The sequence below is a fragment of the Desulfolutivibrio sulfodismutans DSM 3696 genome (genome assembly GCF_013376455.1).
GTDB lineage: Bacteria > Desulfobacterota > Desulfovibrionia > Desulfovibrionales > Desulfovibrionaceae > Desulfolutivibrio > Desulfolutivibrio sulfodismutans.
Genome location: NZ_CP045504.1, coordinates 1,818,308 through 1,838,735 on the forward strand (window position 1 = coordinate 1,818,308; position 20,428 = coordinate 1,838,735).

Sequence of the window (20,428 nt, forward strand, 5' to 3'; positions counted from 1 at the left end):
GCGATCAGTTTTCATAGGGGGCCTGCGTATCCGGCGCAGGCCGGGCGGCCTTTGCCGCCTTGTCTGCCCGCTGTCCGCCCTTGGGCTTGGCCGATGCGGCCTTTTCCGCCGCATTCGCCACGTTGCCGCGTGCCTGAACCGCGTCGGCGGCCTTGGTGTCGCCGATGCTCTCCCCGCTTTCGCCGACCCAGCGGATCTGTCCGGACTTGGCCGGGCCCAGCCCGAACTGCACGGCCAGCTCCCGCAGGCGGCCCGGGGTGATCAGGGTGTCGCGCTCCACCTCAAGCTTGGCCGACAGCGCCGTGGCCTGGTCGATCTCGCCCTGAAGCCTCGTGATTTCATAGGCCATGTCCACCCGCTCGATGTTGAGCCATACCAGCCCCATGCCGAACACCAGCATGAGCAGCAGGCTGAAGGCCATGGAAAAGGCCCATTCCCTGGACATGGAGCTCATGGTCTTCCTCCCTGCGCCTCGTCCGGGCCAAGACGCATGGCGGCCCGCAGCTTGGCGCTGCGGGAACGCGGGTTTTCGGCCACCTCGGCCTCGTCCGGGGTAACCGGCTTTTTGGTCAGGATGCGCAGTCGGGGCGTATGGCCGCACACGCACAACATCTGTTCCCTGGGGCAGACGCAGCCTGCGGCCTCGCGGCGAAAGGCCCGCTTGACCAACCGGTCTTCCAGGGAATGGAAGGCGATAACCGCCACGCGCCCCCCGGGGCGCAGATAGTCAGGAATGCGTTCCAAAAACGCCTCCAACTCCATAAGCTCGGCGTTGACGGCCATACGGATCGCCTGAAACGTACGCGTGGCCGGGTGCTGCCTGGCCGTGGCCCGCCACTTGGCCGGATAGGCGGCCTCAACAAGGGCCGCCAGTTCCAAGGTCCGGGTGATGGGCCGCTTTTCCCGCGCCGCAACGATAGCCCTGGCGATACGCCCGGCCTGCGGATCCTCTCCATAGTCGCGGATGATCTCCCGCAGGCGCTGATACGGGGCCTTGTTCAAAAGCGTCGCGGCCGGGGCCTCCCCCTCGGTCGCGCCACCCATGCGCATGTCCAAGTCCCCGTCGGCCAGAAAACTGAAACCCCTCGCCGGATCGTCCAACTGCAGCGACGACACCCCGGCATCCAGAATCACCGCATCCACAGCCTCGACGCCCAGTTCCTCGAAGACCTCGGCAAAACGGCTGTAGCGGCTTTGCACCAAGCGCACCCGGTCGCCGAACCTGGCCAGGCGCTTCCCGGCGATGTCCAGGGCGGCCTCGTCCCGGTCCAGCCCGAGAAGCTCGGCCTCGCCCCCGACCGACTCCAGGATGGCCTCGCTGTGGCCGCCAAGCCCCACCGTGGCGTCCAATACCCGTTCGCCCGGGACCACGCGCAAATACTCAAGGGTCTTTGCCAGCAGCACGGGCACATGTCGGGCATCCATGTCCACGCGGCCCTACAGGCGCAACTCGAAACCGGCGGCGGCCAACTCGGCCATGCCCGCGTCAAGATTCTCGTCCGTCGCCCGCAGACGCGCTTCAAACCGCCCCTGGTCCCAGATTTCAAATTTGGTCACCATGCCCGCCAAAACCACTTCCTTGTCCAACGCCCCGTAGGACCGCAGATGCGGCGGCACCAGGATGCGGCCCTGCTTGTCCAGCGCAACCTCCATGGCCCCGGCGATGATCCGCCGTTGGAGATTGCGCAAGGCGGCGTTTAAGACATTGACGGCCATGAAGCTTTTTTCGATTTCCTCCCATTCGGGAAGGGGATAGCCGCACACGCATTCATCGAAGCTGGTGAGCATGAGGCGTCCTTCGGGGTCGTGGCGCAAGACCTCCTCCCGAAATTCCGGAGGAAGCATGAGCCGCCCCTTGGGATCGAGGCTCCGATAGGAATGCCCTCGAAACATCGCGCCTCCCTGCTCCAGCCAACCACCCTGACCCACCACGGGCCACATCTCACCACTTCTTACCACTCTTTCCCACAGTTTCTCTTCCAAACCCTGTTCACTGTCAAGCAAATTTCAGCCTTCATGCCCGCAAAGCATGGAATCCCGGGGCCATTTTTGGCCCAAAGTGGGAGCGACAAGGGGAACACCGCGGCGGTGGATGAAAAAAGTGGAGGCAAATCAAGGCAGGAGCAGAAAATGGCGCGGCAGGGCCCAGCCCGCAGGCCCGCCAGCGGACTGGGCGCAAACCCCATGTTTCTCCGGCGCACCCGGGAAACGGAGGGCCGGGGTTGCCATATCGGGGGAAAACTCGTTACATGCGCACAGAATCGTTCAGTAATGAACCCGGCAAGCCGTTTTCATCAAGAAAACGCCACGCCGCGCTCCCCAGCCAGACGCCACAAGGACGGGCGAACGCACCATGAGCGACGAATTGCCGCAGGACTTTGAGGAAGAATATTACCAGATCAACCGGGATATTCTGCAAAGCTTCAACAAGTTCCGCCCCCCACTGAACATCTATCGTTTCCGGGAGGATGTCTCCCGTATCATCAGCTACTTCAAAGTCGGGGAGCGGCTGTCCAAGGAACAGACCGAGGAACTGGCGGAAATGGTGGACGCGGGGGTGATCTTCGTCTCCCGGGCCGACCAGTCCGTCTACGTCAAACACATCAGTCACCAGCTCGATCTGGTGCTCCTGGACAAACACCTGCTGGAGCGCGAGATCGCGGATATCTTCCAGGTGGCGCTCACCCGGCGGATGCAGGCCTTTTTCGAACAGCCCGTCAAAGTGGTCTACGACAAGGTGCAGGAGGACATCTTCACCCTCACCGAATACCTATGGCAGGATTTGTCGCGCATAAAGGCCCTGGCCCGACGCAAGCACCAGGAACATACCCTGCCCAACCATTCCGTCAACAGCGGTTATGTCGGGCTTTTGCTGCACATCATGCGCCTGCCCGACGACTTCAACAAGGAACCCAAAAACCGCCAGACCTTCGACCGGGCCGCCCTGGGGTTTTTCCTGCACGACATGGGCATGAGCAAGGTGCCGCCGTTTATCCGAAGCAAGGACAAGCCCCTGACCCCCGACGAGCGTCAGAAGATCCAGACCCACACTTTAAGCGGCTATGAGATGATCGCCCGGCTGGACATCAAGTACGCCGAGGTGGAAAACTGTGTGAACCATCACCACGAACGCCTGGACGGCAACGGCTACCCCCAGCATTTAAGCGGTTCGGGCATCTCCGACCTGGGGCTTGTCTGCGCCGTGGCCGATTCGTTTTGCGCCATGTGCAGCGACCGCCCCTACGCCAGGGCCATGGACCCCATGACGGCGGCCAAGGCCCTGTGCGACGATGTCAAACGCTATCCATCCGAGATCACCAAACTTCTGCTCAACCACCTGGTAAACGAACGGCGCTGAGTCCGCAAGGACGCAGGGCTTACGCCCCGCGCGCCGTTTCCGCCAGCCGCGCCAGCTCCCCAAGGATGTCCCGGGCGGAGACAAGCCCCAGCACCCTGCCCCCGTCCACCACGGCCGCAAACCGCGACCCGGCCTTTTGTATGGCGTCCAGGACCAGAACCAAGGCATCCCGGGGCCCCACCACCGGGGTCTCGCCGTCACGCCTGTCGAGCATCTCCACGGCCGGGCGCGTCAGGCAGGTGCGGCACTGGGCCGCGAACACCGGCTCGAAATCCGAGGCCCCCAGGCTCATGCGCAGCCCGTCGTCCACGGCGCAGTCGCCAAGCGCCGCAAGCATGTCGCTGCTGTCGGCCACGCCCACGAAGCCGTCGGGCCCCACCAGGGCCGCCGCGTCCATGTCCGGGGTATGGGCCAGATGGGCAAAAAGCCGGTTGACGGCGTCCCCGAGGCTGTCTTGCGGGCCGATGGCCACATAGTCCTTGCGCAGGATGTCGAACGCCCTTTTACGCAGCATGGAGGTCTCCTTGTTCGCTGGCGGTTTCCCATCCGTTCCGGTCTTCGTGCCGTGTCCGCAACGTCCGTGCGTCGACATTGCGAACACCCCTTGAATGCGTGCCTTTCCGGCGGCGAAACGCGTTGACGTCCCCGGGCCTGCCGCCTCCCGGGCAACTCAGTCGAAGTCAGCCAGCAGCGCGCCCACATGGACCCGCCCCCCGGCCAGCACCGCCTGGGCGTAGTCCGTGCGGATGCGCCAGATGGCCCGCAAAAGCTGGTCCGAGGTGATGCCGTTGCGCATGGCCGTATAGGCCTCGATAAAGGCCGCCAGACTGTCGCAGACCTTGAGCAGATAGCCGTCCTTAGGATCGAAGGCGTCGTCGTTATAGGCCCCGTCCAGGGCGACCTCGTCCAGGGCCGCCACCTTGCCCTCCACCACCGCCGAGGCCTGGAATTCCGAGCCCACCTCGATGCCCAGATAATAAGCCAGACGGTCGGCCAGGACGGAATAGCCGCCCTGGGTGAGCGGCGTGAAAATCCGCTGCTCGAGCTCCTGGTTTTCGTATTCCTTGATCATCTCCCCGATGTGGCGCACGGACTTTTTCACCGGCGAGATGATGTCCCGGGTCAGAAGCTCGGGCAGGTCGTGGAAGAGCCCGGCGAAGAAATCGTTGTGGCGCCGGGCCGGGCAGGCGTCCACGGCCAGGCTGAAGAAATAGGCGTAGCAGGCCACGATGAACATGTGCCCCAAAACCGAGGTCTCGGGGATGCGCGGGGTCTGGGACCAGCGGGTCTGAAAGCGAAGCTGCCCCAGGATGCGCGCGAAACGGCCGATGGCGTTGCGCTCGCCCGCAAACATGGCCCCGGCCAGTTCCGGAACCCCGGCCAGGTCGCGGTAGGCCCACAGGCCGTCCCGAAACGAGGATTCGATGTCCAAAAGCTCCTCGTCCCAGGGATTTTCGGCCTTAATGAGGCTATATTCCCAACTGCTGGCGTAGAGGTGGGCGGCATTCAGGATGCGTCTGGCCGGGGTGTCGGCCTCGGCCACCCGCAGATAGGCGCAAAGCCGCTCCCAGAAGGGTTCGCCAAGGGAGCGCACCCGGGGTTCGAGCTGCTCCAGAACCCAGGCCGTGAGCTTTTCGTAGTGGGCCGGGTTACCCTTGATGCGATAAAACACCGGCGGCTTGATGTCGGTGATCACCAGCCGGTAGAAATATTCGAAAATGCCGCCCTCGATGATCTCCCCGGCCAGGCCCGTGCGCTCCCCCGGCGGCAGATGTCCGGAGTTCAGCGAAAAAAGCATCCAGGCCACCATCATCTTGTGGGCCTGTTTGTCCACCTCCACCAGATCCATGGACCGGTGCTTGTCGTTCCAGCGTTTCATGAACGACCCGGCAAAGACCAGTTGCAAAAGGCTTTTACGCACGCTGACCATGGAGGCTCCTTGGGGGACTGACGGCTGGGGCCATCCTAGCCCCGGGGCAGGCAAACCGCAACGCCCCCTCGCGGCCCCATGCCGCCGGAAGGCGGTTTGCATCCCGGCCGGAAACGGATAATCCTGGCGGCCCGCTGAATCTGTTTCCCTGGAGCGCCAAAATGACGCCGGAGTCCGCCGCAACCGCCCCAACCCCCGCCGGGGGCTCGCCCCTGGCCGTCCTGTTGACCGTGTGCATCGTCCAGTTCATGGCCCCGTTCATGCTCACGGCCGTGGGCGTGGCCCTGCCCTCGCTTGGCCGGGAATTGTCGGCCACGGCCATGCAGCTTTCGCTGGTGGAGCAACTCTACGTCCTGTCCCTGGCCATGACCATGCTCACCTTCGGCCGCCTGGGGGATCTCCGGGGCCAGCGTTCCGTGCTGCTGGCCGGGCTTTTGGCCTTCACCGCCCTGACCCTGTCCCTGGGCTTCACCCAGAGCGTGGAAATGGTCATGATCCAACGCTTTTTCCAGGGGATCGGCGCGGCCATGATGCTCTCGGGCAGCCTGGCCCTGGTGGCGGCCGCCTATCCGCCGCAGCTTCGGGCCAGAAAGATCGGCCTCGTTTCGGCCGCCACCTACGCCGGGCTCTCCATGGGTCCGGTGGCCGGGGGATTCGTGACCGGACACATGGGCTGGCGGGGGGTCTTTTTCATGGCCGTGCCCCTGGGGCTGGCGGCCACGGCCATGTGCCTGTTTTTCATGCGCCAGGGGGCCCGAAACGCCACGGGCGAGGGCCTGGACTGGTGGGGAAGCCTGGCCTACGCCGCAAGCATGGGGCTTTTCATGACCGGCGCGGCCCAGGCCAAGCGCGGAGCCCTGGGTTTTTCGCTGATTGCCGCCGGAATCCTGGGGCTGGTCTTTTTCCTGCGCCTGGAATCGCGCACAAAAAGTCCCCTCCTGGACATTGCCCTGATCACCCGCAACCGCTTTTTCGCGTTAAGTTGCCTGGCGGCCCTGGGAAACTACGCCGCCACCTTCGGCATCACCTTTCTCATGAGCCTGTACCTGCAATACGCCAAGGGCCTGCCCCCGCGTCTGGCCGGACTGGTCCTTCTGGCCCAGCCCGTAAGCCAGGTGGGGGCGTCGCTTCTGTCCGGCCGCCTGGCCGACCGCTTCGAACCGGCCAAGCTGTCCACGGCGGGCATTTTGATCAGCGCCGCGGGGCTGGTGTCCGCAGCGGCGGTCATCGGCCAGGACACCCCGATCTGGCTCCTCGGCCTGCTCTTGGTTCTCATCGGCACGGGGTTCGGCATCTTCATCACCCCCAATTCCACAGCCATCATGGGCAGCGTGCCAAGGCGGCAGTTCGGCGTGGCCTCGGGCATGGTGGGCGCCATGCGCACCCTGGGCATGGCCGTGAGCATGACCTCGGTGACGCTGATCTTCTCCCTGTTTCTGGACGGGGAGGCGGTATCCATTAATACCCTACCCAGGTTCCTTGACAGCATGCGCGTGGGCCTTTCGGTCTTTGCCGCCTTTGCCTGCCTGGGGGTGCTCGTTTCCTTCGGGCGTGGCCGAAAACACCAATAAACAAGGCGTTTTTTACGAATCCCTTCCCCCGTCCCCGGGGCAAACTCCCTGGGACGATCCCGTTACGTTTTTTTGACGAAGCCTGCAAATAAACCCCGTAGGGGTATTGCCTTCACAGCCGTTTTCCGATTATTTTCTCCCACAAGAATCGTTTCTGACTATACTGTTCGAGAATGGGTCTCCCTGGCCGGGGAGGCTCTGTTGATCCATAGCGGCGGAAAACGGGAACACCAAGGAGGGCTTATGCGGCAAGGGACACGATCATGGTTTCTTGTAGCGGCGCTGGTCGGCGCGGCCGCCCTGATGGCCTTTGGGCCGGTGGGGGCCTCAGGCACGGCAGATGTTGCGGGCGATGCGGCCCCGGGGCGAAAACTGGCCCAAAACGCGGTCAAGGCCCCGGGCGGGCGCTGGACCACGGTGGACCATTCCAAGCTCGAGGCCCTGCAAAAGGACTTCGCCTCGCCCGAGGAGGTCACGGCGGCCTGCCTCTCCTGCCACACCCAGGCCGCAGACCAGATCCACCACTCCATCCACTGGACTTGGCTGTGCGACAACTGCGGCGACGGCAAAAACATGGGCAAAAACGGCAAAACCATCAACAACTTCTGTATCGCCGTACCCTCCAACGAGCCGCGCTGCACCTCCTGCCACATCGGCTACGGCTGGAAGGACAAAAACTTCGATTTCTCGTCCAACACCAAAATCGACTGTCTGGTGTGCCACGACACCACCCATACCTATGAAAAATATCCGGCCGGGGCCGGAAACCCGGTCAAGGAGCCCACGGTCTTTCCCGAATCCGGCAAGACCTACCTGCCCCCGGACTACAAGAAAATCGTGGCCAAGGTGGGCAAGCCCGACCGCGTCAACTGTGGAACCTGCCATTTCTACGGCGGCGGCGGCGATGCGGTCAAACACGGCGACCTGGACAGCTCCATGGCCATGCCCAAAAAGAGCCTGGACGTGCACATGGACACCGAGGGCCTCAACTTCACCTGCCAGCGTTGCCACACCACCAAGGACCACCAGATCGCGGGCCGCCTCTACACCACCCCGGCCGCCCCCGAGCGCATCAGCCTCACCGAGGCCGACCTAGCCTCCAAGATCGCCTGCGAGTCCTGCCACAGCGCAACGCCCCACAAAACCGACGTCAAGTCCAACGACCACACGGACAAGGTGGCCTGCCAGTCCTGCCACATCCCGCACTTCGCCCGAATCATCCCCACCAAGATGTCCTGGGACTGGTCCACGGCCGGACAGAAAAACGCCGAGGGCAAGCCTTTTAAAAAGGACGGCCCCCTGGGCAAGCCCAGCTACGACTCCAAGAAGGGCGACTTCGTGTGGGAGAAAAACGTGGAGCCGGAATACCGCTGGTTTAACGGGGCCATGAGCCACAAACTGGTTACCGACGTCATCGACCCGTCCGGGGTGGTGTCCATGAACCAGCCCGTGGGCGGCCCGGACGACCCCAAGTCGCGGATCATGCCGTTTAAGGTGCATCGGGGCAAACAGCCCTATGACACGGTCAACAAGACCATGGTCATCCCCCATCTGTTCGGGGGCAAGGATTCCGACGCCTTTTGGACGAAGTACGACTGGAAAAAGGCCATCACCTCCGGCATGGCCTATGTGGACCTGCCGTTCTCCGGCGAGTTCGGCTTCGTGGCCACGGAATACTACTACCCCACGACCCACATGGTGGCCCCGCGCGAACAGGCCGTGCCCTGCGCCGAATGCCACTCCCGGGACGGCCGCATGAAGGGCGTCCCCGGCGTGTACATCCCCGGCCGCGACACCTCCGCCGCCGTGACCGACCTGGGATTCGGGGCCTCGGCCGCCGCGCTCCTGGGCGTCGCCGGACACGGGTTCATCCGCTTTTTGTCCAGAAAAAAGAGGGAGAAGAAGTGATGTCCGACACCACCAAGCGCCCCATGCGCACCATCTACCTGTATACCCGGTATGAACGGTTCTGGCACTGGTTCCAGGCCCTGCTCATCCTGCTGCTCCTGGTCACCGGGTTCGAGGTTCACGGCTCGATCACGCTCTTCGGCTTCGAGCAGGCCGTTACGGTCCACAACTTCCTTGGCCTGACCTGGCTTGTGGCCTTCGCCTTCTTCGTCTTCTGGGTCTTCACCACCGGGGAGTGGAAGCAGTATGTGCCCACCAGCAAAAAGATGGTCGAGGTCATGATCTATTACGGCTACGGCATCTTCTCCGGGCAGCCCCATCCCTGCCCCAAGCGCCATGACGCCAAGCACAACCCGCTGCAACGCATGACCTACCTGTCCTTGGCGGCCGTACTTTTGCCCTTCCAGATGGTCACCGGGCTTTTGTATTACCTCTACAACTCCTGGACGGACATGGGCATCACCGGCCTGTCGCTGGGCGTTGTGGCCGTGGCCCATCTGATCGGGGCCTTCGCCATCCTCATCTTCCTTATCGTGCATGTCTACATGACCACCACCGGGCACACCATTTTCGCCCACGTGAAGGCCATGTTCACCGGCCGGGAGGAAGTTGAGGACGTCGGCGACGTGGCCGAATGGGAAAAAAAGAATCCGGCCTAGCGCCGTCGGCAGGGCCTCCCCGGACGCGACTGCGGGGAGGCCCCTTTTGACCCAAGCCCCAGGGAACCGGGCGCCCGTTCCAGTCGCCGCAGGGCCGCAGCCTTGTCCCCTGCCTGTCGCCATGAAACTGCTCCTCGCGGCGTTTCCTCCGGGGGCATCGGTTCGCAGACCATGCCCCCGACGCCGCACCGGGAACCAGCCGGGCGACGTCCCCTGCGCCGCAGCGCAGCCGGGCAGCCCTCGGGCCGAAACCTCGCCCCTTCCTGCGCGCCGGATCCGATCCGGAAAATATGCCTCCAAGTGTTGACAAGGCGCCGCGATGGGGGTAGACAATCCGCCTTTCGAGCACATTTAAGGAGCGGTCATGAAAACGTTCTCCCCATCCAAAAATGATATCCAGCACGACTGGCTGATCGTGGATGCCTCAGACAAGATCCTGGGCCGTCTGGCCAGCGCCCTGGCCGGACGCCTGCGCGGCAAGCACAAACCCGAATTCGTCCCGCACATGGACACCGGCGACTTCGTGGTCGTGGTCAATGCGGAAAAGATCCGGTTCACCGGCCGCAAGCTGGACCAGAAGATGTACTACCGCCACTCGGGCTACATCGGCGGCCTCAAGGAAACCACGCTTCGGACCATGATGCAGACCAAGCCCGAGCAGGTGATCATGAAGGCCGTTCGCGGCATGCTCCCGAAAAACAGGCTTGGCCGGGCCATGCTCAAAAAGCTCAAGGTCTATTCCGGCACGGAGCATCCCCACACGGCCCAGCAGCCCAAACCCATCGACCTCTAAATCCCTCGGTATCGGGAGACACGCATGAGCGACGATTTCTTCTACGGCACCGGACGGCGCAAAACCGCCGTGGCCCGCACCCGCCTCTACAAAGGCAACGGCCGCATCCTCATCAACAACAGGCCCTATGAGGAATATTTTCCCCGGCCCACCCTGCACCTCATCGTGCGTCAGGCCCTGGCCGTGGTGCGCAGCGAAGGCAAGTACGACATCAAGGTCAACGTCTGCGGCGGCGGCCTCACCGGCCAGGCCGAGGCCGTGCGGCACGGCATCGCCCGGGCGCTTTTGCGGGTCGATCCCGAACTGCGCGCCCCTCTGAAGAAGGCGGGCCTTCTGACCCGCGACGCCCGCGAGAAAGAACGCAAAAAGTACGGCCAGCGCGGCGCCCGCGCCAGGTTCCAGTACTCCAAGCGTTAAGCCGGCTTTCCCTCACGCTTATTCGGCGGGACCGCGCCTGGCGCGGTCCCGTCTTTTTTTGCGCCCTCAGGGCGGCCGGGAAACGCCCCCGGGCCGAACCCGCCATGCCCGTGCGCCTTCAAATCCCTGACCTTGACGCATGGAGAGGCCATCTCCGAAGGCCCCCGGGCCGAACCCGCCATTCCCATTCCCGCCCGAAACGGCTATCCTGCGGTCATCGCCGCCTCGTCCGCCTGACGGCCGCGCGGCAAGCAACCCGCCACAAGGCCCGGCAACGCCCATGCAAATCCCCCTCGCCGCCATCGCCTCCTTGTGCCGCCGCCTGTTGCGCGGCCGGGGCCTCATCTTCCTGGTCGGCGTGGCCCTGACCCTGGGCATGGTCGTTTTATACGCCCTGCGCCCCTCCTGGCTCCAGTTCCAGGAACTCAAGCTCTACGACGTGGCCATGCGCCGGGAGCTCAGAACCGCCCCCAGCGGTCTGCCCGTGGTGGTGGACCTGGACGAAAAAAGCCTGGCCGCCTACGGCCAATGGCCCTGGCCGCGTTTTCGGGTGGCCCTGCTCCTGGCCAGGCTGAAAGCCGCCGGGGTGTTGGCCGTGGGCATCGACATCGTGTTTGCGGAGGCCGACCGCACCTCCCCCGAAACCATGCGCCGCATGTTCCGCGAGGAACTCAAGCTCGACGTGGCCTTCGAGGGCCTGCCGCACGCCCTGGGCGACTACGATTCGGTCCTGGCCGGGGTGCTCCGGGACGGCCCCTACGTCCTGGGCTATTATCTCGATTTCGAGGCCAGCCGGGATCATCCCTCCGCTTCGGCCTGCACCCTTCCGGCGCTCAAGGCCTCCACCTCCATCGCCCCCGGGGCCCGGCCCGCCGTCCGCTACCTGCCAAACGCCCAGGACGCCGTCTGCCCCCTGCCCATCCTCCTGGCCACTGCGCCCGGAGCCGGTTTTTTCAACACCATCCCCGATCCGGACAACATCGTGCGCCGTTCCCCCATGCTCCTGGGACACGGGGAGGCCGTCCTGCCCAGCCTGTCCCTGGCCACCACCATGCTGGCCCTGGGGATCAAAAACGCCATGCTGCGCGTGGATCAGGGCGGGGTGGTCGCCCTGACCCTGCCCCTGCCGGACGGCCAAAAACGGAGCATTCCCCTGGACGGGCACGGCCGGGTGCTGATCAACTACCGGGGCCCGGGCGGAACCTTTCCGCACGTGAGCGCCGCCGACGTGCTTTCGGGCGCCGTCGATCCCACGGCCCTGCACGGCAAAATCGCCTTTCTCGGGGCCTCGGCCGCAGGCCTCCGCGACCTTCGGGCCACCCCCCTGGACCGGGCCATGCCCGGGGTGGAGGTCCACGCCACCCTGGCGGACATGATCGTCACCGGCGATTTCCTTTTGCGCCCGGACTGGGCCCCAGGGATCGAGGTCTGCGCCACCCTGGCCGTGGGGCTTTTGTCCGCCGCCCTTTTGGCCTGGACCAGGGCCAAATATCTGCTCGTGCCGTTTGCCGCCCTGGCCCTGGCCATGTGGTTCGGGTCCGCCCAGGCCCTTTCCGCCCACCGGTTCATCCTTTCCCCCTTTTCCCCCTTGCTGGCGCTTTTCGCCAACTTCATGGCCCTGACCTTTCTCAAGTTCTGGCGCGAGGAACGCCAAAAACGCTTCATCCACGCGGCCTTTTCCCACTATCTGCCACCGGCCGTGGTCAACGACCTGGTGGCCTCGCCGGGTCGTCTGACGCTCACCGGCGAGGAACGCGAGATCACGGTGCTCTTCTCCGACGTGCGCGGCTTCACCACCATGTCCGAAAAGCTCACACCCACCCAGGTGGTGGATCTCCTACACCGCTACCTGACCCCCATGACCGGCATCATCACCGGGCATATGGGCACCCTGGACAAGTTCATCGGCGACGCCATCATGGCCTTCTGGAACGCCCCCCTGCCCGTCCCCGGCCACCAGGCCAAGGCCCTGGCCGCGGCCATGGCCATGCATGAGGAGCTCGACCGCCTCAACGTGGGCTTTCAGGAAAAATACGGGCTGCGCATCGACATCGGCGTGGGCCTGCATGCCGGAATGGCCCGGGTGGGCAACTTCGGCTCGGAAGACCTCTTCGACTACACGGTCATCGGCGACACCGTGAATCTGTGCTCCCGCCTGGAAGGGCTGACCAAATACTACAAGAAAAAAATCCTGGTCACGGACGCCATCGCGGCCGCCGCCCCGGACGACATCTTCTTCCAGGAGGTGGACCGGGTGCGGGTCAAGGGCAAGGCCGAACCCGTGACCATTTTCGCCCCCCTCACCCGCCAGGAATACGAGGCCCGCGCGGGCGAACTGGAAGAATCCGCCGCCGCCCTGGCCCTGTACCGGGCCGGACGCTTCCCCGAGGCCCTGGCCGCCTACGAAACCCTGGCCGCCGCACACCCCGACGCGATCCACGCCCTCCAGGCCGAACGCTGCCGGGCCCTGGCCGCCGCGCCGCCCGAAGGACCATGGGACGGCGTTTTCAAGCACACCACCAAATGACGACATCCACCTCGCCCCCGGACGCCGACCGGGACATGATCGTGGCCCGAGCCACCCCCCCCGGCGCGGGCGGCCTGGCCGTGATCCGCCTCAGTGGCCGAGGCTGCCGCCAGACTGCCCTGGCCCTTTTCCGGTCCTCCCGGCCGAATTTTACGGACCTTCGCCCCTACCGCCTGCACCACGGCCACCTGCACACCCCGGACGGCCGCCGCATTGACGAGGTTCTGGCGGCGTTCATGCCCGGTCCCGGCTCCTATACCGGCGAGGACACGGTGGAAATCTCCTGCCACGGCGGCCCGGCCACAGCCGCCGCCATCGTGGCCGCCTGCATCGCCAAGGGGGCGCGTCCGGCCGGTCCCGGGGAGTTCACCCTGCGGGCCTTCTTAAACGGCCGCATGGACCTGTCCCAGGCCCAGGCCGTGGCCGAGCTCATCGCCGCCGCCACGCCGGTCCAGGCCGACATGGCCCTGGCCCGCCTTGACGGGGCCATGGGCCGCCTGGCCCGGGAGCTGCGCCAGGGATTGGAGGCCCTGCGGGCCGGGGTCTGTCTGGCCGTGGATTTCCCCGAGGAGGACGTGGAGTGTCTGTCCCGGGAGGAATTCGCCGCCCGGGCGGCCGACGTTTCAGACAGGATTCGGAAGCTTTTGGAGGCCAACCGCCGGGCCAGGCCGTTTCGCGAGGGCGCGTCCGTGGTTCTCTTCGGACGGGTCAACGCCGGAAAATCACGTCTGTTCAACGCCCTTTTAGGCCGCGAACGGGCCATCGTCACCGGGGTTCCCGGCACCACAAGGGACTACCTGGAGGAAACCCTGGACCTTTCCGGCATGCCCGTGCGCCTGACGGACACGGCGGGCCTTCGCGAAACCGGGGATGAGGCCGAGGCCGTCGGCCGGGACCGGGGGGAAAAGCGGGTCAAGGCGGCTGAACTGGCCCTTTTCGTGGTGGACGGCGCACATCCCCTGGCCGACGGCGACGACGACGCCCGGGAGCTGGCCCTGGCCAGAACCCTCGGCCCGGCCCGGGTCATGGCCGTGGCCAACAAGGCCGACCTGCCGCCCGGCGACCCCGATCCGGCTGCCGTCCTGGCGGACATGGGGTTTGAGACGATCCGGGTTTCGGCCAGGACGGGCGCGGGGCTTGACGCCCTGGCGGCCGCCATGGAACACCGCCTGGGCGCGGGCTATGCCCCGGCCGTGGACGACGTGGTCCCCAACCAGCGCGAGGCCGCCGCCCTGTCCCAGGCCCTGGACGAACTCGCCGACCTGTCCCGGGACATCGACAGCGGCGTCCCCTACGATCTCCTGGGCGTGCGCCTGGAGACGGCCTGCGCGGCGCTCTCCGACATCACCGGCGAGATGACCCCGGACGCGGTGCTGGCCTCTATTTTCGAAACCTTTTGCATCGGCAAATAATCCCGCCGCGTCCGTCACGATCCGGCCCGGCGGGCGCAGGGTTCCGCCTTTCCGCAATCCGGCACGAAGGAGTTGCAATGCTTGAGCAGACGTTTTGCCACCTGTCCGGCATCGGCGAGGTCACGGAACGCCGCCTGTGGGAGCGCGGCGTGACCTCGTGGGACGGCCTGGCCGACACGGCCCCCGGGACGGCAGGCCGCAACACCGCCCTGTGGCGCGACGAGCTTTCCCTCTCCCGCGAGCGTCTGGCCGCCGGGGATGCCGCTTTTTTCAGTGACAGGCTGCGCCCGGGCGACACCTGGCGGATCTTCCCGGCATTCCAGGGCAAGGTGGCCTATGTGGACATCGAAACCGACGGCGGCCCGCAGCAGATCGTCACCGCCGTGGCCCTTTACGACGGCCAAAACGCCCGGACCTACGCCAGGGGCCGCAACCTGGACGACTTTGCTGCCGACATTGCCCGTTATCCGGTGATCGTGACCTACAACGGGCGCTGCTTCGACGTGCCGGTCTTGACCCGCAACCTGGGCATCAGCCTGCCCCAGGCCCACATCGACCTGCGCTGCGTCCTGGGCCGCCTGGGCATCAAAGGGGGACTCAAGTCCTGCGAAAAACGCTTTGGCATCGGCCGGGGCGACCTCGACGGCGTGGACGGCTACTTCGCCGTCATCCTGTGGCAGGAATACGAACGTACCGGCGACGAGGCCGTCCTGGAAACGCTTTTGGCCTACAACGCCGCCGACGTCATCGGCCTTGAAACCCTGCTCATCCACGCTGTCAACGCCTGCCTCCTGGAAACGCCCTTCGCCCACCTGCACTCCCTGCCCGTGCCGCGGCCCGGCCACAATCCGCACCAGCCCGATACCTCCGTCCTGCGTCGCCTGGCCGGACGCTACCTGGGCGGCCGCCCCGGCGGCTGGCGATAGCAGGGAGCGCGCCTGCGGAGACAAGGGGGCCCGGGACGGCAGCCCCGGTTGCGGGCAGCTTGCCGAACCCCGTTTTTTTTGGCAGGAATCATCTTTTTCGGGACGCGACCGTCCCGTCGCCAAACCGTCACCCAAGGAGACGTCCATGAAACGCGCCATTTGGTGTCTGGCCGCCCTGTTCGCGGTCCTATCGCTTGTACCCGGGCCGGTTCGGGCTGCGGACGAACCGTTCACGTTCGGCCTGCTTTTGGTCGGGCCGTACAATGACAAGGGCTACAGCCAGGCCCAGTACGAGGGCGGCAGGTATGTGGAGGAGAAGCTTCCCGGCTCGAAGATGATCTATCTGGACAAGGTCAATCCGGCGGATCGTCCCGGCGTGACCATTCCCCAGTTGGTGGACGATCTGGCGGCCAAGGGGGCCAAGATGATCCTGGCCGGTTCCGACGACATGAAGGACGGCATCCGCGAGGCGGCGGCGGCCCATCCGGAGATTGCCTTCGTGCATGTCTCGGGTGACGACGTGCTCACGGGCAAGGCCCCGAAGAATCTGGGCAACGTGTTCGGCCGCATGGAATACGGCAAGATGATGGCCGGGTTTGCGGCGGCCATGGCCACCAAGACCGGCAAGATCGCCTACCTGGGGCCGCTGATCAACGACGAGACCCGCCGTCTGGCGGCCTCGGTGTACCTGGGCGCGCGCTACGCCTGGGAGAAGGTGCTGAACAAGCCCGCCAAGGATCTTCAATTCAAGGTGAGCTGGATCGGGTTCTGGTTCAACATCCCCGGGGTCACCTCCGACCCCAACCAGGTGGCGGCGGCCTTTTTCGACGGCGGCTACGACGTGGTGGTCTCGGGCATCGACACCCCCGAGGCGCTCATTGTGGCCAAGCAGAAACAAGGGGCCGGGGCTGACGTGCATGCCGTGTCCTACGACTACAAGCTGGCCTGCCAGGGCTACGACGCCGTGTGCCTGGGCGTGCCGTATTTCAACTGGGGCCCGGAGTTTCTCAAACTGGTCACGCAGGGCAAGGCCGGGAAGTTCGTGCCTGCCTTCGAGTGGCTGGCCCCTGATTTCGCTGACATCAACAACCCGGACACCTCGATTGTGGGCTATGCCGAGGGCGCGGCCCTGTCTGCGGCGGCCAGGGCGGAACTGAAGAAGTTCGTGGCCGACCTGGGCGCGGGCAAGGCGGAGCTTTTTGCGGGACCGCTGAACTACCAGGACGGATCGGTGTTCCTGAAGGCCGGGGAGAAGGCCACGGACAAGCAGATCTGGTTTCTGCCGCAGCTTCTGGAAGGCATGGACGGACAAAGCGTGGCCAAATAGGCCCGCACGAATTGTGAACCGGGGACGCCGCCGTGGACGTTTTCTTGTCGCACATCACGAAACGCTACGGCCGCATCCTGGCCAACGACGGCGTCACCGTGGCCCTGAAACCGGGCCGTATCCATGGACTGTTGGGTGAAAACGGGGCCGGCAAGAGCACGCTCATGCGCGTTCTCGCCGGCCACGTCATGTGCGACGACGGGTTCCTTGAGGTGGACGGCGTCCGGCACGCCGGACTGACCCCGGGGGCGGCCATGGGCCTGGGCATCGGCATGCTCAGCCAGGATCCCCTGGACTTTCCGCCGCTTGCCGCCTGGGAGAATTTCACCCTGGGCGGACGCCCCCGGACCCGGAAACAGGCCCGGGACCGGCTGGCGGAGCTCTCGGAGAGCCTGGGGTTTACGCTTCGTCCGGACGATCCCGTGGAACGCTTCACCGTGGCCGAGCGGCAGCAGTTGGAGCTGGCCCGGCTCATGGACGCCGACGTCCGGCTGCTGATTCTGGACGAGCCCACCACGGGCATCTCCCCCGAGCAAAAAGACATCCTTTTCCGCATCCTGCGAGATTTCGCGGCCAATAAGGGCCGCATCGTGATCCTGGTGACCCACAAGCTGCCCGAGGCCGAGGAGCTGTGCCACGAAGTCCTGGTCATGCGCCGGGGGCGGCTCGTGGGCAGTTTTGAGCCGCCCTACGACGCAGGCATTTTGCTGGAGACCATGTTCGGCCCCGAGGCGGCCAAGGCCGCAACCGAACCGGAGATCACCGGCCAGGCCGCCATGGCGGCGATCCGGGTCCGGGAGGCGGCGGCGCCGCACAAGGCCCAGGCCCCAGCCCTGGCCGAGCTGGCGGACGTGGCCTTTTCCGACGAGAAATCCGCCCTGCCCCCGGTCAGCCTCGCCCTGCGCCCGGGCGAGGTGGTGGGCGTGGCCGGGGTGGCCGGGGGCGGCCAGGAGCTTTTTTTGCGCGGCCTGGCCGGGCTGGCCCGGATACGCAGCGGCCGGTACGGGTTGGGCGGCGCGGACATGCGCGGCCGGACCATGGCCGCCTTTTCCCGGGCCGGGGTGCATTTTTTGCCCGCCTCGCGCATGGAGGAGGGCCTCTTCCCGGGCCTGTCCCTGGCCGATCACGCCCGGCTGGGCTTCCCCGACGAAAAAGGCGACATCCGCGACCTGTTTTCGCGCCGCTTCGTGGACCGTTTCCATGTGCCCGACCAGCCTGGGGCCCCGGCCGCCTCCCTGTCCGGCGGCAACCAGCAGCGGCTGCTTTTGTCGCTGATTCCGGACAACACCCGGCTGCTGGTGGCCGAAAGCCCCACCCGGGGGCTGGACGTGGCCTCCTGCGCCCAGGTATGGGAGCATCTGCACGCCCTGGCCGCCCAAGGGACCGCCGTGGTCTTCTCCTCGGAAGACCTGGACGAAATTCTGGCCCGCTCCGGGCGCATCCTGGTCTTCTACAACCGCCGCCTGGCGGCCGACACGCCCGCCGCCGGGCAGACCGTGCGCGGCCTGGGCCGACACATGACCGGCCGGGTCGGGCAAACCGCCGCCCAAGCCCTGTCTGACGCGAAACCATGAAAAGCCCCTCCCCTGCATCCATCAACATCCTGTCGGCCCTGGCCCTGGCCCTGGCCGTGACCCTGGCCGTGCTTTTTTTTGCGGGCGCGCCGCCCCTGACCACCCTAGCCGTGCTGTTCGGCGGCGGGCTCGATTCCACGGCCTCGCTGCTCAAGACCTTTTCCTCCTTCATCCCGCTTTTTTTGTGCGCCACGGCGCTTTTGGCCACCTATGCCGCCGGGCTGTGGAACATCGGCGTGGAGGGGCAGATCACGCTGGGGGCGGTGTTCGCGGCGGGTTTTTTGCGCCTGCCCGACCCGGGGAGCTTCCCCCCTGTCCTGGCCCTGATCCTGGCCCTGGCCGCGGCCTTTGCGGGCGGGGCGCTGTGGGCGCTTTTGGCCGGGGCGCTCCGGGTCTACGGCCGGGTGCATGAAATCTTTTCGGGGCTTGGGCTCAATTTCGCGGCCACCGGGGTGACTCTGTGGCTGATCCTTGGGCCCTGGAAACGGGCCGGGATGGCCTCCTTAAGCGGCACGGAACCCCTGCCCGAGGCCTTCCGCCTGCCCGGGTTCGCCGGGAAACCGGCCAGCATGGCCGGGCTGGTCCTGGCCGTGGCCGCCTTCGTGGCGGTGGTCTGGCTGCTTAAGCGCACCACCTGGGGGCTCAGACTGGCCGCCGTGCGACAAAACCTCAAGGCCGCCCGGCTCATCGGGCTTTCCCCGAAACGGCGGCTGCTTGAGGCCATGGGCCTGTGCGGCGGGTTGGCGGGGCTGGCCGGGGGACTTTTGGTCACGGGCCTCTACCACCGCCTGATCCCCTCCATCTCCGGAAATTTCGGCTACACCGCCATCTTGGCCGTGCTCATGGTGTCCCTGGCGCCCGTCTTCGTGCCCGTGTCCTGCTTTTTCTTCGCCGTGCTCCTGGCCGGGGCGGTGCAATTGCCCATGGCCCTGGAGCTGGATTCGTCCTTAAGCGGCGTCATCCAGGGGGTTTTGGTGCTGGCCTTCCTGGCCGCCGGGCGCATGGGCATAGGCGGCAGGCTCACGGGGGATAAAACCTGATGGACGTCTTCGCCGCCACCCTGGCCGCCGTGCTCTTCGCCGGGGCCCCCCTGGCCCTGGCCGCCCTGGGCGAGACGTTGTCCGAGCGGGCCGGGGTCATCAACCTGTCCGTGGACGGGACCGTGCTTTTTTCGGCCATGGCCGCCTTCGTGACGGCCCGGGCCACGGGCGACGCCTGGGTCGGCATGCTCGGCGGGGCCGTGGCCGGGGCCTTCGTGGCCGGGGTGCTGGCCGTGGTCGGGCTTTGGCTGCGCGCCCCCATCCTGGCCGTGGGGTTCATCCTGACCCTTTTATGCCGCGACCTGGCCTATTTCCTGGGCCACGCCCACGCCCGCCAGCCCGGCCCGGACCTTGGGGTGTGGACCATCCCGGGGCTTGCCGACATCCCTTTTGCGGGCACGGTCATCGGCCGCCAGAGCCCGGTGGTGTACCTCAGCATCGTGGCCGTGGCGGCGGCCTCGTTTTTCCTGTACCGCACCCGGGCCGGACTGCGCCTGCGCGCCGCCGGGGAGTCCCCGCGCGCGGCGTTCGCCCGGGGCATCCCGGTGGAACGCTTGAAAGTCCTGTACTGTCTGGCGGGAGGGGCCTTTTCCGGGCTGGCCGGGGCGGCCTATTCGCTGGGGGTCAAGCCCGGCTGGGGCCATCCCCAGGGGGCCGAGGGCGCGGGCTGGATCGCCCTGGCCATCGTCATCTTCGGCGGCTGGCGGCCGTCGCGGGTGGTGCTCGGGGCCTATTTCTTCGCGCTCATCCAGGTCATGGGCATCCACCTCCAGGACGTCCTGCCCGGGCTTTCCAGCACGCTGTTCCAGATCGCGCCTTTTCCGGTCATGATCCTGACCCTGCTTTTCATCAATATCCGCCGCTCCGGACGTTTCCGCGACGCGGTGCAAAACGTCCCCCTCCTGGGACGCCTGGCCGGGAAACCGCCGGCCGGAGCCCCCGGGGCCCTGGCCGGGGTTCTGGACCAGGATGCGGCCTAAGCCGCC

Annotated in this window: 18 protein-coding genes; 13 read left to right on the top strand and 5 right to left on the bottom strand. The window is 66.0% G+C overall.

The features are described 5' to 3' along the window. Positions 1-4 precede the first annotated feature (4 nt). From GD606_RS08640 to mraZ, 3 genes are read right to left on the bottom strand one after another with little or no spacing between them, the layout of a single operon-like run. Positions 5-454 carry an FtsB/FtsL family cell division protein gene (locus GD606_RS08640; protein WP_163301110.1) on the bottom strand — a complete coding sequence of 150 codons (450 nt, stop codon included), beginning with the start codon at positions 452-454 and terminating at the stop codon, positions 5-7. Then, positions 451-1,425: a 16S rRNA (cytosine(1402)-N(4))-methyltransferase RsmH gene (gene rsmH, locus GD606_RS08645; RefSeq protein WP_163301111.1), complete on the bottom strand. Its 975-nt coding sequence runs from the start codon at positions 1,423-1,425 to the stop codon at positions 451-453. The genes GD606_RS08640 and rsmH overlap by 4 nt, the downstream gene beginning before the upstream one ends. Positions 1,426-1,437: 12 nt before the next feature. Continuing rightward, entirely contained in the window at positions 1,438-1,893 is a 456-nt protein-coding gene (gene mraZ / locus GD606_RS08650) for a division/cell wall cluster transcriptional repressor MraZ (RefSeq protein ID WP_163301112.1), read from the bottom strand. A 460-nt stretch (positions 1,894-2,353) separates the two neighbouring features. Between mraZ and GD606_RS08655 the strand changes: the two genes are divergently transcribed. Continuing rightward, positions 2,354-3,358, top strand: coding sequence for an HD-GYP domain-containing protein (locus GD606_RS08655; RefSeq protein WP_163301113.1), 1,005 nt, complete (start codon positions 2,354-2,356; stop codon positions 3,356-3,358). A gap of 19 nt (positions 3,359-3,377) precedes the next feature. Here the strand turns inward: GD606_RS08655 and GD606_RS08660 are convergent, their stop codons facing one another. Further along, positions 3,378-3,872, bottom strand: coding sequence for a CBS domain-containing protein (locus tag GD606_RS08660; protein ID WP_163301114.1), 495 nt, complete (start codon positions 3,870-3,872; stop codon positions 3,378-3,380). 156 nt (positions 3,873-4,028) lie between these two features. Beyond that, positions 4,029-5,288 (bottom strand): HD domain-containing protein, encoded by a 1,260-nt coding sequence (locus GD606_RS08665; protein WP_163301115.1) that lies wholly within the window; start codon positions 5,286-5,288, stop codon positions 4,029-4,031. Positions 5,289-5,449: 161 nt separating this feature from the next. Here GD606_RS08665 and GD606_RS08670 point away from each other — a divergent pair, with 161 nt between their 5' ends. The 12 genes from GD606_RS08670 (at position 5,450) to GD606_RS08725 (ending at position 20,422) form a co-directional block, all read left to right on the top strand. Then, positions 5,450-6,859, top strand: coding sequence for an MFS transporter (locus GD606_RS08670; protein ID WP_163301116.1), 1,410 nt, complete (start codon positions 5,450-5,452; stop codon positions 6,857-6,859). A gap of 243 nt (positions 6,860-7,102) precedes the next feature. Further along, positions 7,103-8,767, top strand: coding sequence for a tetrathionate reductase family octaheme c-type cytochrome (locus tag GD606_RS08675; RefSeq protein ID WP_163301117.1), 1,665 nt, complete (start codon positions 7,103-7,105; stop codon positions 8,765-8,767). Further along, a complete protein-coding gene (locus GD606_RS08680; protein WP_246299034.1) occupies positions 8,767-9,426 on the top strand; it encodes a cytochrome b/b6 domain-containing protein in 660 nt (219 codons plus the stop codon). The genes GD606_RS08675 and GD606_RS08680 overlap by 1 nt, the downstream gene beginning before the upstream one ends. 364 nt (positions 9,427-9,790) lie before the next feature. Then, positions 9,791-10,219 carry a 50S ribosomal protein L13 gene (gene rplM, locus GD606_RS08685; protein WP_163301118.1) on the top strand — a complete coding sequence of 143 codons (429 nt, stop codon included), beginning with the start codon at positions 9,791-9,793 and terminating at the stop codon, positions 10,217-10,219. Positions 10,220-10,243: 24 nt separating this feature from the next. Then, positions 10,244-10,636 carry a 30S ribosomal protein S9 gene (rpsI, locus tag GD606_RS08690; protein ID WP_163301119.1) on the top strand — a complete coding sequence of 131 codons (393 nt, stop codon included), beginning with the start codon at positions 10,244-10,246 and terminating at the stop codon, positions 10,634-10,636. 280 nt (positions 10,637-10,916) lie between these two features. Beyond that, positions 10,917-13,163 (top strand): CHASE2 domain-containing protein, encoded by a 2,247-nt coding sequence (locus GD606_RS08695; protein ID WP_163301120.1) that lies wholly within the window; start codon positions 10,917-10,919, stop codon positions 13,161-13,163. Beyond that, the gene (gene mnmE / locus GD606_RS08700) at positions 13,160-14,575 is read left to right on the top strand and encodes a tRNA uridine-5-carboxymethylaminomethyl(34) synthesis GTPase MnmE (RefSeq protein ID WP_163301121.1); all 1,416 of its coding nucleotides are present in this window, start codon (positions 13,160-13,162) and stop codon (positions 14,573-14,575) included. The genes GD606_RS08695 and mnmE overlap by 4 nt, the downstream gene beginning before the upstream one ends. A gap of 77 nt (positions 14,576-14,652) precedes the next feature. Then, positions 14,653-15,501, top strand: coding sequence for a ribonuclease H-like domain-containing protein (locus GD606_RS08705; RefSeq protein WP_163301122.1), 849 nt, complete (start codon positions 14,653-14,655; stop codon positions 15,499-15,501). A 145-nt stretch (positions 15,502-15,646) separates the two neighbouring features. Beyond that, the gene (locus tag GD606_RS08710) at positions 15,647-16,828 is read left to right on the top strand and encodes a BMP family lipoprotein (protein ID WP_163301123.1); all 1,182 of its coding nucleotides are present in this window, start codon (positions 15,647-15,649) and stop codon (positions 16,826-16,828) included. A 32-nt stretch (positions 16,829-16,860) separates the two neighbouring features. Continuing rightward, positions 16,861-18,402: an ATP-binding cassette domain-containing protein gene (locus tag GD606_RS20765; RefSeq protein ID WP_163301124.1), complete on the top strand. Its 1,542-nt coding sequence runs from the start codon at positions 16,861-16,863 to the stop codon at positions 18,400-18,402. Continuing rightward, entirely contained in the window at positions 18,399-19,442 is a 1,044-nt protein-coding gene (locus GD606_RS08720; protein WP_163301125.1) for an ABC transporter permease, read from the top strand. The genes GD606_RS20765 and GD606_RS08720 overlap by 4 nt, the downstream gene beginning before the upstream one ends. Further along, on the top strand, positions 19,442-20,422 hold the full coding sequence (locus GD606_RS08725) for an ABC transporter permease (RefSeq protein ID WP_163301126.1): 981 nt from the start codon (positions 19,442-19,444) through the stop codon (positions 20,420-20,422). The genes GD606_RS08720 and GD606_RS08725 overlap by 1 nt, the downstream gene beginning before the upstream one ends. Positions 20,423-20,428 lie beyond the last annotated feature (6 nt).

What these genes read in the sequence shown, in the direction of transcription:
- GD606_RS08640 (WP_163301110.1), bottom strand. Translation starts at nt 454, where the DNA reads ATGAGCTCCATGTCCAGGGAATGGGCCTTTTCCATGGCCTTCAGCCTG.
- rsmH (WP_163301111.1), bottom strand. Translation starts at nt 1,425, where the DNA reads ATGGATGCCCGACATGTGCCCGTGCTGCTGGCAAAGACCCTTGAGTAT.
- mraZ (WP_163301112.1), bottom strand. Translation starts at nt 1,893, where the DNA reads ATGTTTCGAGGGCATTCCTATCGGAGCCTCGATCCCAAGGGGCGGCTC.
- GD606_RS08655 (WP_163301113.1), top strand. Translation starts at nt 2,354, where the DNA reads ATGAGCGACGAATTGCCGCAGGACTTTGAGGAAGAATATTACCAGATC.
- GD606_RS08660 (WP_163301114.1), bottom strand. Translation starts at nt 3,872, where the DNA reads ATGCTGCGTAAAAGGGCGTTCGACATCCTGCGCAAGGACTATGTGGCC.
- GD606_RS08665 (WP_163301115.1), bottom strand. Translation starts at nt 5,288, where the DNA reads ATGGTCAGCGTGCGTAAAAGCCTTTTGCAACTGGTCTTTGCCGGGTCG.
- GD606_RS08670 (WP_163301116.1), top strand. Translation starts at nt 5,450, where the DNA reads ATGACGCCGGAGTCCGCCGCAACCGCCCCAACCCCCGCCGGGGGCTCG.
- GD606_RS08675 (WP_163301117.1), top strand. Translation starts at nt 7,103, where the DNA reads ATGCGGCAAGGGACACGATCATGGTTTCTTGTAGCGGCGCTGGTCGGC.
- GD606_RS08680 (WP_246299034.1), top strand. Translation starts at nt 8,767, where the DNA reads ATGTCCGACACCACCAAGCGCCCCATGCGCACCATCTACCTGTATACC.
- rplM (WP_163301118.1), top strand. Translation starts at nt 9,791, where the DNA reads ATGAAAACGTTCTCCCCATCCAAAAATGATATCCAGCACGACTGGCTG.
- rpsI (WP_163301119.1), top strand. Translation starts at nt 10,244, where the DNA reads ATGAGCGACGATTTCTTCTACGGCACCGGACGGCGCAAAACCGCCGTG.
- GD606_RS08695 (WP_163301120.1), top strand. Translation starts at nt 10,917, where the DNA reads ATGCAAATCCCCCTCGCCGCCATCGCCTCCTTGTGCCGCCGCCTGTTG.
- mnmE (WP_163301121.1), top strand. Translation starts at nt 13,160, where the DNA reads ATGACGACATCCACCTCGCCCCCGGACGCCGACCGGGACATGATCGTG.
- GD606_RS08705 (WP_163301122.1), top strand. Translation starts at nt 14,653, where the DNA reads ATGCTTGAGCAGACGTTTTGCCACCTGTCCGGCATCGGCGAGGTCACG.
- GD606_RS08710 (WP_163301123.1), top strand. Translation starts at nt 15,647, where the DNA reads ATGAAACGCGCCATTTGGTGTCTGGCCGCCCTGTTCGCGGTCCTATCG.
- GD606_RS08720 (WP_163301125.1), top strand. Translation starts at nt 18,399, where the DNA reads ATGAAAAGCCCCTCCCCTGCATCCATCAACATCCTGTCGGCCCTGGCC.
- GD606_RS08725 (WP_163301126.1), top strand. Translation starts at nt 19,442, where the DNA reads ATGGACGTCTTCGCCGCCACCCTGGCCGCCGTGCTCTTCGCCGGGGCC.